The 13660-nt window shown below is 58.6% G+C and carries 13 protein-coding genes; 6 read left to right on the top strand and 7 right to left on the bottom strand.

What is annotated here, in order from left to right:
- Positions 1–69: 69 nt before the first annotated feature.
- The 3 genes from ACFCXQ_RS06045 to ACFCXQ_RS06035 are packed head-to-tail and all read right to left on the bottom strand — an operon-like array spanning position 70 to position 2605.
- The gene (locus ACFCXQ_RS06045; protein WP_379554034.1) at positions 70–657 is read right to left on the bottom strand and encodes a Smr/MutS family protein; all 588 of its coding nucleotides are present in this window, start codon (positions 655–657) and stop codon (positions 70–72) included.
- On the bottom strand, positions 654–1892 hold the full coding sequence (gene mltA / locus ACFCXQ_RS06040; RefSeq protein WP_379554033.1) for a murein transglycosylase A: 1239 nt from the start codon (positions 1890–1892) through the stop codon (positions 654–656). Before mltA ends, ACFCXQ_RS06045 begins: the two co-directional genes overlap by 4 nt.
- A gap of 56 nt (positions 1893–1948) precedes the next feature.
- A complete protein-coding gene (locus ACFCXQ_RS06035) occupies positions 1949–2605 on the bottom strand; it encodes a Tim44/TimA family putative adaptor protein (RefSeq protein WP_379554031.1) in 657 nt (218 codons plus the stop codon).
- A gap of 285 nt (positions 2606–2890) precedes the next feature.
- Between ACFCXQ_RS06035 and secB the strand changes: the two genes are divergently transcribed.
- From secB to ACFCXQ_RS06015, 4 genes are all read left to right on the top strand, one after another.
- Positions 2891–3436: a protein-export chaperone SecB gene (gene secB / locus ACFCXQ_RS06030; protein WP_379554029.1), complete on the top strand. Its 546-nt coding sequence runs from the start codon at positions 2891–2893 to the stop codon at positions 3434–3436.
- Between the two features lie 24 nt (positions 3437–3460).
- Positions 3461–5041, top strand: coding sequence for a murein biosynthesis integral membrane protein MurJ (gene murJ / locus ACFCXQ_RS06025; protein WP_379554027.1), 1581 nt, complete (start codon positions 3461–3463; stop codon positions 5039–5041).
- A 3-nt stretch (positions 5042–5044) separates the two neighbouring features.
- Positions 5045–6061 carry a tryptophan--tRNA ligase gene (trpS, locus tag ACFCXQ_RS06020; RefSeq protein ID WP_379554025.1) on the top strand — a complete coding sequence of 339 codons (1017 nt, stop codon included), beginning with the start codon at positions 5045–5047 and terminating at the stop codon, positions 6059–6061.
- A 200-nt stretch (positions 6062–6261) separates the two neighbouring features.
- Positions 6262–7002 carry a DUF4136 domain-containing protein gene (locus tag ACFCXQ_RS06015; protein ID WP_379554023.1) on the top strand — a complete coding sequence of 247 codons (741 nt, stop codon included), beginning with the start codon at positions 6262–6264 and terminating at the stop codon, positions 7000–7002.
- Between the two features lie 92 nt (positions 7003–7094).
- Here ACFCXQ_RS06015 and dut read toward each other — a convergent pair whose 3' ends face one another.
- From dut to ACFCXQ_RS05995, 4 genes are all read right to left on the bottom strand, one after another.
- A complete protein-coding gene (gene dut, locus ACFCXQ_RS06010) occupies positions 7095–7574 on the bottom strand; it encodes a dUTP diphosphatase (protein ID WP_379554021.1) in 480 nt (159 codons plus the stop codon).
- Entirely contained in the window at positions 7564–9363 is a 1800-nt protein-coding gene (locus tag ACFCXQ_RS06005) for a bifunctional phosphopantothenoylcysteine decarboxylase/phosphopantothenate synthase (RefSeq protein WP_425589486.1), read from the bottom strand. The genes dut and ACFCXQ_RS06005 overlap by 11 nt, the downstream gene beginning before the upstream one ends.
- 213 nt (positions 9364–9576) lie before the next feature.
- Complete coding sequence (gene ubiB / locus ACFCXQ_RS06000) at positions 9577–11142, bottom strand: 2-polyprenylphenol 6-hydroxylase (RefSeq protein ID WP_379554019.1); 1566 nt, start codon at positions 11140–11142, stop codon at positions 9577–9579.
- 4 nt (positions 11143–11146) lie between these two features.
- On the bottom strand, positions 11147–11878 hold the full coding sequence (locus ACFCXQ_RS05995; RefSeq protein WP_379554017.1) for a class I SAM-dependent methyltransferase: 732 nt from the start codon (positions 11876–11878) through the stop codon (positions 11147–11149).
- Between the two features lie 222 nt (positions 11879–12100).
- On the opposite strand from ACFCXQ_RS05995, the gene mutM reads away from it, so the two are divergent.
- On the top strand, positions 12101–12916 hold the full coding sequence (gene mutM, locus ACFCXQ_RS05990) for a bifunctional DNA-formamidopyrimidine glycosylase/DNA-(apurinic or apyrimidinic site) lyase (RefSeq protein ID WP_379554566.1): 816 nt from the start codon (positions 12101–12103) through the stop codon (positions 12914–12916).
- A gap of 247 nt (positions 12917–13163) precedes the next feature.
- Positions 13164–13424: a 30S ribosomal protein S20 gene (rpsT, locus tag ACFCXQ_RS05985; protein ID WP_379554015.1), complete on the top strand. Its 261-nt coding sequence runs from the start codon at positions 13164–13166 to the stop codon at positions 13422–13424.
- Positions 13425–13660: the final 236 nt, after the last annotated feature.

Genomic DNA, 13660 nt, shown 5'->3' with positions numbered 1-13660 from the left:
GGGTCGCAGAGAGCCCCCGGCAGAAATGTCGGGGGCTCTTCTTTTGTTTTGGGGTAGCGTTTGGAAGGCTCAGCGCTCGCGGCGCAGCACCAGATAAAGCGCGCCTTCGCCGCCATGGCTGCGATGCGCCTTCCGCACAGCTGACACCGCGTCGGCATGTTCGCTAGCCGCTAGCCAATCGAGCAATTTTGCCCGAATAGCGCCGCGCCGCGCACCGCGATCGGCAGGGTCAGCAGGGCGCGGCTTACCGGCAATCACCAGCATCACCCGCGCGCCCATTGCGCGCGCCTGCGCGACACCGCGCATCAAGCGTTTGTGAGCAGCATCAAGGCCCGCCCCATGCAAATCGAGCGTGAAGTCGGGCTCCATCCGGCCAGACTTGACCTTGCGCTCCCAATGCGAATCGAGATTGCCGCTTGGCGCACCGCTGAGCGGTACATTCGTGGGCGCAGGGACCACTGCGCGCGGCATAGATCGAAGCGAAGAAGGCGGAGTTTTGCGCGGCGCGGTGACCGGCTCGCGCGGCTTGCCGCTCATCAACGGCGCCGGATTAACGGCCTTCGCTTTGCTCGGAACATGCTCGAGCGGGGTCACCGTCTCAGCGACCTTCGCCCAGATGGCAGCCTCCTCAGCGCTCAGGCCGCGCGGCGCGCTCATTGCTGGTCGCTGCGGCTGCGAAGGCGCTTCAAAGTGCCGCGTGGGAGCAAAATCAACGCCTGCCCTCGCCCGCTCATTCCGCCGGCGATCTCGCGTGCATCGCCGCCATTTCCCCAGAAAGTGTCGAAGCGGTTAGCGCCTTTGATCGCGCCGCCTGTATCCTGCGCGATCCACAACCCATCGGCCACGTCGCGGTCAAGGTCGAGCCAGACCGGCGCGCCATAAGGCACAAAGCGCGGGTCGACCGCGACAGAACTTTCGCGGCGAACGGGCACACCGAGCGAGCCAAGGGGGCCGTCAGTGTCGAGTTCTCGGAAGAATATCCAGCTTTTGTTGAGCCGCATCAGGTCAGCGCCATCTTGCGGATTGTCGCGCAGATATTGGACGATGCCCTGCATCGATCCGGCATATTGCCCCGGACCATCGCCGATCAGTCCGCGCTCACGCATTACTCGGCCAATGCCGACATATTCGCGTCCGTTTTGCCCCGCATAGCCGATCCGCATGAGCGAGCCATCGGGCAAGCGCAGCAGGCCCGAGCCCTGAATTTGCAGGAAGAAGAACTCAATAGGGTCAGCCGCCCAAGCGATTTCAAGATCGCGCCCCGCCAGCGCGCCTGCCTCTATCTCAGAGCGCTCATAATATGGCACGTGATTGCCGCTCGCATCAGTCCGGCCCAGCGGAGGGCGACCGTCGCGCTCGCTTGGCGGCACATCATCAGGCCACGCGCGTTCGAGGTCTGGGGGCATTCGATAAACCGGGACATCGTATCCAGGACGCCGCGTCCGACTACCGAGGATTTCTGGCTCAAAATAGCCGGTTGCGAACGCCTCACCCGAGCCAACGATAGCAGTCTCGAAATAGGCAGCGAAGAAAGTATCCGCCGTGCCGGGATTGCGAGGTGCGGCCTCGCACGCTTGCTCCCAATCTGATGGCCGGGTCAGCCCGCTTATGTCTTCGCGTTTGAGCAGCGACGGGCAGGTTGCGATAAATGACCTAAGCGCGGCCTCCGCATCTTGCTGCGAGTAACCAAGGCCAGATACGTAAGGCCCCTCCTGAACACCCGCCATAAGGGCGCTAGTGGGGGCAGGCGCGGCAGGAGATATGCTAGGCGAGGGCTGCGCAATCGGAGACCCGCTTGGCGGAGCAGATACTGGCGGCCCTGAGCCCGGCGGAATAATGCCGGCGCAGCCAGTGAGGGCCAAAGCGCCGAAAAGGGTAAGGAGTGCTCGCATACTAACCCAATTCGCTTGCTAAGAACTATTTGTTTGGTGTCTGCCAGCCCCGTCGATTAATCTTGGTCAGTTTCATCGAGCGTCCAGTTAGGACCAGCTGCGTCAACATTGCGCATGAACGTCCACACGTCGCGGCTCTCAACGGCATCATCCAGCGAGCCGGCGATTACCGCCCCGTCCTTATCGCGCGTTACCGCCGCGATGTCTGAGACGAAAAGCACAGAAATTCGTGCAACACGTCCATCAAGCTCTGCAAATTTGACAGTCGCGTCTTCAATGCGGATCAACGTGTTGTCGAGCTGCTCACCAGCTTCATTGCGCGCGTCAATCGCGCCAGCAAAGCTCTCATAAACATCATCGTCACACAGCTCGCGAAGGGTTTCTTTGTCGCCTTCCCAGAAGGCCCCAAGAATTAGACCATACGCGCCCTTTGCCCCTTCAAGGAATGGGAGCAGGTCAAAGCGCGAATCGGCCGCAGCAATAGCGCGCACGCCATCTTCAACGCCCGCTGGCAGATTGTTCTGCACCAGTGCCACAGCAGGTTTCGCCGGAGGCGCACCGCCGCGCTCAGCGTCTGCCTGCGCATCATCAGGACGCTCAAAACGCTGCGGGATAACTTCTTCCTCATGCTCAGCCCGGCGGCCAAGAACAGAATAGAGGCGCAGACCAAGAAAAGCCGCAACCATGGCGAGGATGACGATTTCGAAAATCACTTCAAACACCTACGCTTAAAAATTCACTGTGGTGCGACCATTCGCATCCCACAAAACCAAATGCTTTCCTGCCCTAGATAGGCACAAAATACAAATGAGCAACGCGCAACTGAACCATTACCGAACGAAAGTAACCACCGGCTTACCGCATCCGCGCGCAATCGCCCACAATGTTGCCGCGCGCACAAGCACCTGCTAGGCGGCGCGAGCGTTTATTGCGAGGAACGCGCCATCTGGCCCGTTTCGCATGTCATTTGGGCTCAACTTAAAGAAAGTACATTAATTATGGCCGAAGAAGACGGCGTTCTGACAGACCTCAACCCTGACCCAGCGGCGGGCGCAAATGGCGCTGATACGCAGCCATCTGCGGGAATCATCGCTCAGTATGTGCGCGACCTCTCAGTTGAGAACCCAAATGCGCCAGACGTCTATCAATGGACTGACCAGCCGCAAATCGACCTCCAGCTCAACATTGGCGCCAACAAGGTCAATGACGAGATCCATGAGATTGAACTCAAAGTGGTCGTCACAGCATCGGGCGAAAAAGGTAAGTTTTATCTGATCGAACTATCGTACGGCGCACTTGCGGGCATTCGCAATGTGCCTGAAGATCAAACGCATGCTTTCCTCTATGCCGAGGCGCCGCGCTTGCTTTTCCCATTTGCGCGCCGTGTGATTGCTGATGCGACCCGCGATGCAGGCTTCCCGCCGTTTATCATGGATCCAGTCGACTTCGGCGCGCTTTATCAGCAGCGTATTGCTCAAGTCGCGCAGGAACAGCAAGCTGGCGGCGCGGCTGCCCCTGCTGGCCCAGATTCGGGCAACGCCTGAGGGCGGTAACGGGATGGCTCGACTATGAGCCTGCTTAAGAATGTTGGCACAATTGGCGGGCTGACAATGCTCAGCCGCATTGCCGGGATGGCGCGGGAAATGATTTTCTCGCGCGTCCTCGGCGCCAGCGCCGTGACAGATGCTTGGTTTCAGGCGTTCATCATTCCCAATGTATTCCGCCGACTCTTTGCAGAAGGCGCGTTTTCAGCGGCCTTCGTGCCGATGTTTTCTAAGCGATTGCACGGGCATGACGACCCAGAAAAGGGCCTCGAAGAAGCCCGCAGTTTCAGCGCCGATGTGCTGAGCGTGTTTCTGCCGGTGCTGATCGCGCTTGTGGCGGTGTTTGAGATCGCCATGCCTGTAGTAATCTGGCTACTCTCGGAAAAACCGGTTGATCCCGAAACCTATCCGCTAGCGGTAGATTTCGCGCGGATCATGTTCCCCTACATCATCCTTGTCAGTCTGGTGACGCTGTTCACCGGCATGCTCAATTCGGTATCGCGATTTGCGCCGGGGGCAAGCTTTCCAATCATCCTCAATCTGGTGCTGATTGCCGCGCTGCTGACCGGGGAATGGTTGGCCAGCAATACCGGCGCGGGCGTGGAGCAGATCGCTTATGGCATCGCCTGGGCGGTGACCGGCGCGGGCGTGATGCAGCTCGCATGGCTCTACTACTGGACGCGGGTTGAGGGCTTTCGTCCCAAGCTTTTGTGGCCGCGCATTACGCCTGAGGTAAAACGCCTCTCGATCATTGCGCTGCCTGCGGCGATTGGCGGCGGCGCGTATCAGATCAATACGCTGGTCCAGCTCTATTTTCTCAATCAGCTCGATGATGGCTCGGTCAGCTACATGAATTATGCGGACCGGCTGAACCAATTGCCGCTGGGCATCATCGGCATTGCTCTGGCCACTGCGATACTGCCCAATTTGTCAAAATTTGTCGGCAGCGGTGATCAGACCAGCGCCTCCCGCCTCCAGTCAGACGCGATTGAGCTTTCAATGCTGCTCACCATTCCTGCTGCGGTGGCACTGGCGATATGCGCCGAGCCGTTCGTCACGATGATTTTTCAGGGCGGTCGGTTCGATCTGTCTGATGCCGCGATAACCGGCCAAGTGCTCGCCGCGCTCGTGCTCGGCCTGCCTGCCTATGTGCTGATCAAAGTGCTGGTGCCCAATTTTTATGCCCGCGCGGACACCAAAACACCAGTAGTCGCCGCCTTCATCTCGCTGGCCGTATTCATCGGCTTTAACATCGCCTTTCTTGGCCGATTCGGCGTGATCGGTGTTGCCTATGCGAGCGTCATAAGCGCGTGGATCAATGTCACGTTCCTGCTGATCGTACTTGGTGCGCGCGGGCATTATCGCGTGCCCGGCGCACTGATCCTCAGGCTGATGCGCCAAGCCCTCGCCGCCGCAGCGATGGGCGCCGCCTTGTTCTATGCGCAAGGCATGCTAACCGGGTGGTTCAATGCTGGCTTGTTTGCGCGCCTCGGCGCTCTCATTGCGCTGGTCGCGGCTGCCGCCATCGTCTATTTCGGAATTGCCTTTGCGACCGGCGCGATTGATCGCCAGCGCATTGCCTCATTTACAAAGAAAGCTTCCTAAATCATGCGTGTCGTCTCCGGTATTCAGCCCACGGGCAATCTGCATCTTGGCAATTATCTGGGCGCGATTCGCAATTGGGTAAAAATGCAGGATGAGATTGATGAGGGTTCAGAGTGCCTGTTCTTCCTCGCTGATCTGCATGCAATCTCTCAGCCGCACGATCCCGCTGAGCTGCGCCAAGGCACGTTGGAGATGACGGCGGCTCTGGTAGCGTGCGGGATAGATCCGGATCGCTCAATCCTGTTTAATCAGGCGCAAATCCCTGCGCACACGGAAATGCAGTGGCTGCTGAACAGCACCGCCCGCATGGGGTGGCTCAACCGCATGACGCAGTGGAAAGACAAAGCGGGCAAGAACCGCGAGGGAGCCAGCGTCGCGCTGTTCACTTACCCCGTGCTGCAAGCCGCCGACGTGTTGCTCTACCAAGCCACCCATGTACCGGTGGGCGAGGATCAAAAACAACATCTCGAGCTTGCTCGCGACATTGCGCAAAAGTTCAACACAGACTTCGCATCTGAGGACGAGCCACTGTTCACCCTGCCTGAGCCATTCATCCCGCCGATGGCCGCACGAATCATGAGCCTGCGCGATGGCATGGCGAAAATGAGCAAATCTGATCCTTCCGAACGGAGCCGGATAAACTTGTCGGACGACGCTGACACGGTGCTGGCGAAAGTGAAGAAGGCCAAGACAGATCCCGAAGCTCTGCCAAGCGAAACGGCAGGATTGGCGGGACGCCCTGAGGCGCTTAATCTCGTAACGATTTATGCGGCTTTGAAGGACTGCAGTGTTGATGATGTGCTGGCGGATTTCGGCGGCCAAGGTTTTGGGGCATTCAAGCCAGCGCTCGCAGAGCTTATGGTTGAAACTCTCAAACCGATCACTGAGCGCTTTTCTCAGCTGATGGAAGATCGCGAGGCACTGGATGCGATTCTCGCACGCGGCGGGGCCAAGGGGCGAGAATTGGCTGCACCCACGCTGGCCGCAACATATGATGCTTTGGGGCTAATCAGAGGCTAAAGCAGAGCTATATCAGTGCCTTGGAACGCATGTCAGGGCAGCTATCACGCCTACACTTTGTAAACTTTGATGCGAGACCATTCAAATTTGGTTCATTGGGTGTAGTCTAGAGGTCAAAGCTCGGTTTTGCAGGGGAGGACAGCAGGACTGTACCTGTCCGGATTGGTCGTGTCCGGCGAGAGAGACTGAAAGGACTGATTATGACTACAAGCAAAAAAGCTTGGGGCAAATCGCTCAAACTTGCTTCTGTGCCCATTCTGCTCGCGGGCCTCGCGGCTTGCGCCACCCCGTTTAAGGCTGACGTATCGCGTTTTCAATCAGAGCTCCCCGCGCCGACGGGCGAGAGCTTTGCTGTTGTTGCAGATGATCCGAAACTGGCTGGCGGGCTTGAGTTTTCGCAATATGCCGATCTGGTAGAAGCGCAGATGGAGCGGCTTGGCTATACACAAGCCGCATCGCCGGAAGATGCGACACTGCTGGTGCGCTTTGACTATGGCGTGGACAAGGGCCGCGAGCGCGTGCGCACCACTGGCGGATATGGCGCCGGCTTTGGCGACCCCTTTTTCAGTCCATGGTATGGCTTCCACCGCCGCGGCTTTTATCGCTCGCGCCTTGGCTATGGCCGAGGGTTTCACCGCCACGGCTTCGGGCGCGGGTTTGGTCGCGCTTGGGGCTACGGCTTTTATGATCCATGGTTCGGCGGCCCGGAAGTGCGCAGCTACACCGTGTTCACCAGCGGCATCGATATGAAGATTGATCGCACCGCTAGCGGCGAGCGCCTGTTTGAAGGCAAGGCGGAGGCCCTGTCGCGCTCTAACCGGTTGCAGCATCTCGTGCCCAATCTGGTCGAGGCGATGTTTACTGACTTCCCCGGCAATTCTGGTGAGACATTGCGGATCTCAATCGCGCCGGAAAAGACCAAGGTTCGCCGGATCGACTGATCGGCGGAAACTCTGTGAAATTATGAGAGAGGCGGTCTTGCGAGGCCGCCTTTTTTGTTTCTGGCTAGTTTTGAATCTGAAGAGCCGTCAGCTCAGACCAATTTCGCATGCCCGCCGGTTGAGCCGAAGCCCCCCGCTCCGCGCTCGGTCTCATCAAGTTCATCGACTTCGGTCCATGCCGCCTGAACGACCGGGGCAAGGACCAATTGCGCAATCCGATCGCCGCGCTCAATCGCAAAGCTGCTTTTCCCATGATTGATCATAATGACTTTGAGCTCGCCGCGATAATCCGAATCGATTGTGCCCGGCGTGTTCGGTACCGTCACTGCATGTTTGAGCGCGAGGCCAGAGCGCGGGCGCACCTGAATCTCGAACCCGTCGGGAATGGCCATTGCAAAGCCGGTTGCGACTGCATGCCGCTCTCCAGGAGCAAGCGCCACAGCTTCTGCTGCGATCACATCCATGCCGGCCGACCCGCGCGTCGCATAGGCTGGCATATCAAGCCCGGCGCCATTTGGCAGGCGTTTGATCTGAACACTAACCGGATCGACCGGAATGTATTCAGTCATCATCTTCCCCCTCGGCCAAAGTTTCCGCCGCTAGCTTCACCAGCTCACGCGCGACATCTTCCTTCGGCATTTCTTTCAGTTTCTGAACGCCTTCGCTCGTGACGACATGAACCTCGTTCATATCGCCGCCCATCACGCCGCCATCGCCCGTGTCGGTGACATTATTGGCGATGATCCAATCTGCGCCTTTACGCTTGCGCTTGTTCTTGGCGTTATCGAGCAGGTTCTCGGTCTCCGCCGCAAAACCAATCAGCAGCTGCGGACGGTTCTTGCCCGATGCGATGCTAGCGAGAATATCGGGGTTCTCTTCAAGGATCAGAGCTGGCGGGGCAGAGCCGCGCTTTTTCATCTTCTCAGCCGAGACGTCGCGCGTCCGCCAATCGGCGACCGCTGCAACCATAAATGCCGCATCAGCCGGCATCGCTTTCTTGACGGCCTTAGCCATTTCCCGAGCGCTTTCCACATCAACCCGGTCAACCCCAACCGGCGTATCAAGATGCACTGGTCCCGCGACTAGTGTTACTCGGGCACCCGCAGACGCTGCCATGGCCGCAATCGCAAAGCCTTGTTTCCCGCTTGAACGGTTCGCAATGTAGCGCACCGGATCAATCGGCTCCCAAGTTGGGCCTGCGGTGACCAGAACATGCTTGCCGTAAAGCGGGCGATGCTCAGGATCGGGGTCAAACTCAGGCTGTCCGGCAAGCGGATCTTGCTCGCCCGGCGCAGCGACCGAAATGCTATGCGTATCGCCTTCGATCGGCTGAGGCATTGCCTTAGCGTTCTTCTTCGCAACCTCATGATTGATCGCCTCAGGGTCCGTCGGCGGCGCGGAAGACGCTTTGCCTTTCGTCGCCAACAATGGCCCGCCAAGACTTGGCTCGGGCAATTCGCCCTCAATCAGCTCGCCTTCATCATCGCGCGGCAGATCAAGGAATTCTTCCGCTTCAGCCGGATCGAGATCGGGGAGATTGTCGAGCTCTTCCTCAATCTCGTCATGCGAGCGTTTCGTGGTGGAACGCGAGATGATGGAAGACAGCAATCCGCCAAGGCCGCCACCCTTAGTCTCTTCTTCCTCGTATTCTTCTTCGGCGTATTCTTCTTCCGGCTCTGCTACTTTTGTCTCGGCTCCTGCCTCAACCGGCGCATCAATCACCCGCTGAGCAGGCGCGGGCAGCTCCGGCAGGTCGATTTCCATATCCAGCGCTTCAGCAATTGCGCCGAGGATAACTGGCGGTTCAGGCAAGCGGCCTGGGCCAAACTCGCCGCACGCCATTGCGCCTTCGTCCGGGTCCATCACCTGCACGCCGGCTTGCCGCAGCCACTCCGCATTGCGCTGCGTTGCTTCATGCTCCCACATGCGCACATTCATGGCTGGCACAGTGAGAACAGGCTTATCGGTCGCAAGCACCAGAGTGGTTGCGAGATCATCGGCAATGCCAGCGGCCATTTTGGCCATAAGATCAGCTGTTGCAGGGCACACCACCACTAGATCGGCTTCACGCGAAAGCTGGATATGGCCCATCTCGACCTCATCCTTGAGATCAAACAGCGAAGTATAGACTTTGTTCTCGCTGAGCGCGGCAAGCGCCATCGGCGTCACAAATTGCTGGCCGCCCTCAGTAATCACGCAAGTGACATCGCCGCCAGCCTTGCGAATCAAACGCACCAGCTCGCACGACTTATACGCCGCAATGCCGCCGCCAATGACGAGCAGGATCTTTGGCCCACTCATCCGAGCATGATTCCCATCTGACTGGTCCGCTGCCTCGGCAACAACCACTGGAGAGTGCATTCCCATTTATCCATCCAGCGCTTGCTAGCGCCCCCTGATCACTATTGCCAGCATCTCATGCATGCAGCTGCGAGCACGAAACGCACCTCGGGCCACGTGTCCCGCAAGGCTTCATTAAGCACAATAGGCTCTATGGATGCATAAGTTGCATGGTTAACAAAACCTGCTGCCGGCTTAAGGAATTGGGCCTATGAGACCTATGTTCGAGGATCTCTAACCAAGCCATCCTTGGGTGATGGCGAACCAGCTCGCTCCGGCGCCGACGGCTCCGGCGACAAGGTAACCGACCACCCCCGAGCGCTCACCTTTCTTGGCCTTGCGCTCCCACATCAACTCTACCTCCGGCACTGGTGGCGGTTCAGGCGCCCCGCCTTTGGCCGGGAAGCGGTCTTCTATCCGGCGAACCAGATCGGGGATGCGGAACAGTGTTCCGGCATCTTCCTTGATCCGGTCAGCAATGGCCGCCTCTGGCCCCAGCTCATCGCGAATCCACTCGCGCACGTAAGGCGCGGAGGTGTCCCACATATTGATCTCAGGGTTCAGCTGCGTCGCAATCCCCTCAACCATCACCATCGTCTTTTGCAGCAGCAGCAAATGCGGCTGGGTCTGCATGTCAAAATCGCGGGTAATCGCGAACAGGCCGTCAAGCATTTGCCCAACGCTCAGCTCGCTCACCGGCTTGCCGCGCATCGGCTCACCCACAGCGCGCAGCGCGGTTGCAAATTCGCCAACATCGTGGTGACTCGGCACATATTGCGCCTCGAAGTGAATCTCGGCCACCCGGCGGTAATTCCCCGTCGTCAGGCCATAGAGGATTTCCGCGAGCCATTGCCGCGCGCGCCGATCAATCCGGCCCATAATCCCGAAATCAATCGCAACGATCGTGCCATCATCTTTCACGAACAGATTGCCCTGATGCATATCGGCGTGGAAATAACCGCCGCTGATCGCTTGTTTCAGAAAGGTGAGAACCAACCGGTTAGCAAGTTCGGGCAAATTGTGGCCTTTCGCGGCCAGCTTCGCGTTCTCGGAGATTTTGACTCCATCGATCCACTCAATGGTCATGACCCGGCCATTGGTGCGGTCCCAATCAATCTCGGGAATCGCATAGCCCTCAACCCCGGCCATATTCTCGGCGAGTTCAGAAGCGGATGCCGCTTCGCGCCGCAAATCAAGCTCTCGATTGGTCCAGCGTTTGAAGTTCGCAATGGTGAGCTGCGGACGAAGACGCCGCGCTTCCTCGCCGCCTAGCGCTTCCAGATGCGCCGCCGCCCATTCATAGGTCTGAATGTCTTTTTCAAACTGCTCGCGAATGCCGGGACGCAAAACCTTAAGCGCCACGTCGCGGCCATCACTCGTCACGGCGCGGTGAACCTGCGCGATAGAGGCTGCACCAACCGGCTCAGGCTCGATATGCGAAAACAGCTCCGACAAAGGCTGGCCAAAGGTCGCCTGGACCGATGCCTCAATCTGAGCGAAAGGCACTGGCGGCAGATTGTCCTGCAGTGTCAGCAGATTGTTCGCCGCTTCCTCGCCGACCAGATCAGGCCGCGTTGCGAGCGATTGCCCCAACTTGATCGCGGCAGGTCCAATGGCGCGGAAAGCGCCTGCGTAGTCTGGCACTTTGGGTTGGAACGTGCCGAAACGCGCAATCCGCGCCAAACGCTTCACTTGCGGCGGGGTGTTTGGATCGCCCTCAATCCCGCGCAAAGCACCATGCTTCGCGAGCGTCCTGCCCCATTTGAGGAGCCGCCAGATATGTGTTGCAGGCCGTGTCACGCGGTCAGATTTTCCACCCGGAGTGAATATTCACCGCGCCGCCCAAAATCGTCTCAACGCGGGTGTTGGCAAAGCCCGCATCGCGGATCATCTGTTCAAACACGGGCGGCTTTGGAAAACGGCGGATCGACTCGGCGAGATAGCGATAGCTTTCTTCATCACCGGCAATCATCTGGCCCATGCGCGGCATAACATTGTGCGAATACAGATCGTACACTTCTTTAAAGCCCGCCCAATCGGTGGTCGAAAACTCCATGCAGTAAAAACGCCCGCCATATTTGAGCACGCGGTGTGCCTCGACCAGCGCCTTGTCGATCTGCGTCACATTGCGAATGCCAAAGACGATTGTGTAAGCATCGTATGTGCTGCGCGGGTAGGATAGCTCCTCCGCATTCTGGCACGACCATGAAAGCCCATCTATGCCGCGCTCCATTGCGCGCTCAATGCCAACATCGAGCATGTCCTGATTGATATCAGCCACGGTCACTTCCGCGCCGCGCTTGACCATGCGGAAGGCGATATCGCCCGTGCCGCCAGCCATATCGAGAATCGCCTCGCCGGGCTGCGGCTTCACGCATTTAACAAAGCGATCTTTCCAAAGCCGATGCATGCCGCCCGACATCACATCGTTCATAATGTCATATTTGCTCGCGACGCTGGAGAAAACACCGCCCACGCGGGCAGTCTTCTCGTCCGGAGCGACATCTTCGTAACCGAAAGAAACTGTATCTTGCATAGCCGCGTCCCTTAGGGGGAATTGTCGGCTGCGCAAAGGGTGTTAGCGTGCAACATCCATGGCGCGCGGTGCATCAAGCACGAAGGTTGTTCAACACCAGCCCACACCCTCCACCCTTCCACCCGGATGATCTTTCGGCAGGCTCCGGGTGGAAGGGTGGAGGGTGTGGGCCGGTGCCGATCTGATGTGGTCAGCGCAGCTGGACATAGCTATCACCAAGCGATGCCTGAGCTTCCCGAAGTTGAAACCACTGTGCGCGGGCTTGCCCGCTTTCTCGATGGCGAGGTTATCACGCGAGTCGCAGTGAACCGGCCAAATCTACGCCGCCCGTTCCCGGCCGATCTTGTGCAGTCGCTGACCGGTGCTCGCGTCGAGCGGCTGACGCGGCGCGCGAAATATGGCCTAATTCATATCAATCGCGCGTCTGCAATGGTCTTTCATCTTGGCATGAGTGGTCGCTGGCGGATCGACCCGGAAGAGCCAGATAAGCATGACCATCTGGTGCTGGAAACTGGGGGCCACCGTTTTGCCCTCAATGATCCGCGCAGGTTTGGTTCGGTTGACCTGGTGGTTGAGGAAGAGCTTGATGCATGGCCCGCTTTTGCGGCGCTCGGGCCAGAACCGCTGGGTAAAGCGCTCACCGCGCAGCATTTGCGCGAGGCGACGCGAGGTCGCACTCAAGCCATCAAATTGCTGCTGCTGGATCAACGGATCGTGGCGGGCCTCGGCAATATATACGTGTGCGAGGCGCTCTGGCGCGCAGGGATTCACCCGCGAAAGGCGGGCGGCAAAGTCACCATGCCTCAGCTGGAACGCCTGGTGCCAGCCATCAAAGAAGTCCTCGCGCAATCAATCCGCGATGGCGGATCTACCTTGCGTGACTTTGCTCAGCCCGATGGCGAGCTTGGCTATTTTGCGACACGCTTTGATGTTTATGGCCGCGACGATGAAAGTTGCCGACGCGAGGACGGCGGGACGATCCGACGCTTTACCCAAGGCGGGCGCAGCACCTGGTTTTGCCCGAAGTGCCAGAGGTAGTCGTTCGGCTAGCCCCGCCACCCCCGCCCTCCACCCTTCCGCCCGGAGCCTACCGGAAACTATCCGGGCGGAAGGGTGGAGGGCGGGGGTGGCGGGGCACACAAAGACAAGGCCTCCAAACCGAATCCTTGACCAATCGCCAAGTCCCGCTTATGTGGCGCGCTTTCCGGCGGTGAATCGCCGTTCTACAGTATTTCGGATTTGATCAAGCGGCCGCGTTACAATGCGGCCCGAAGCAAGGACAGACATGGCCAATACGCCGCAAGCAAAAAAGCGCATTCGTCGCAACGCCCGCCGGGCAGAAATCAATGGCGCGCGCATGAGCCGCATTCGTTCCTTCCTCAAGGAAGTTGAAACCGCCTGCACCAGTGGTGACAAGAAAGCCGCCGCTGAAGCCCTCAAGGCTGCTCAGCCAGAACTGGCGCGCGGTGTCGCACGCGGGGTGATGCACAAGAATACGGCTTCACGCAAAATGAGCCGGTTGAGCAAACGAGTCGCCGCTCTCTGATTCGGTCTTAGGATTCGGCCTTTAAGTCGTTTTCATCACGAATTTTTCATTTGGGGCTGGTACGAAAGTGCCGGCCCTTTTTGCGTATTGGTATAGAACGGCCGTGCATTTTTTGCAAAAGAGCTAGGTACGAATCTCGCAACCCCAGTGTTTCCCGCGATTCGTGTGCTCAAAATGACGAATATCTCTATTTTTCAATGAGATGAACGGGGGCCTGCGGCTTAGAGCCGAGTCAA

Source organism: Qipengyuania rhodophyticola, assembly GCF_042493225.1.
Lineage (GTDB): Bacteria > Pseudomonadota > Alphaproteobacteria > Sphingomonadales > Sphingomonadaceae > Erythrobacter.
Note: the sequence above shows the minus strand (reverse complement) of the source record. Positions and strands in the feature narration are given on the sequence as shown.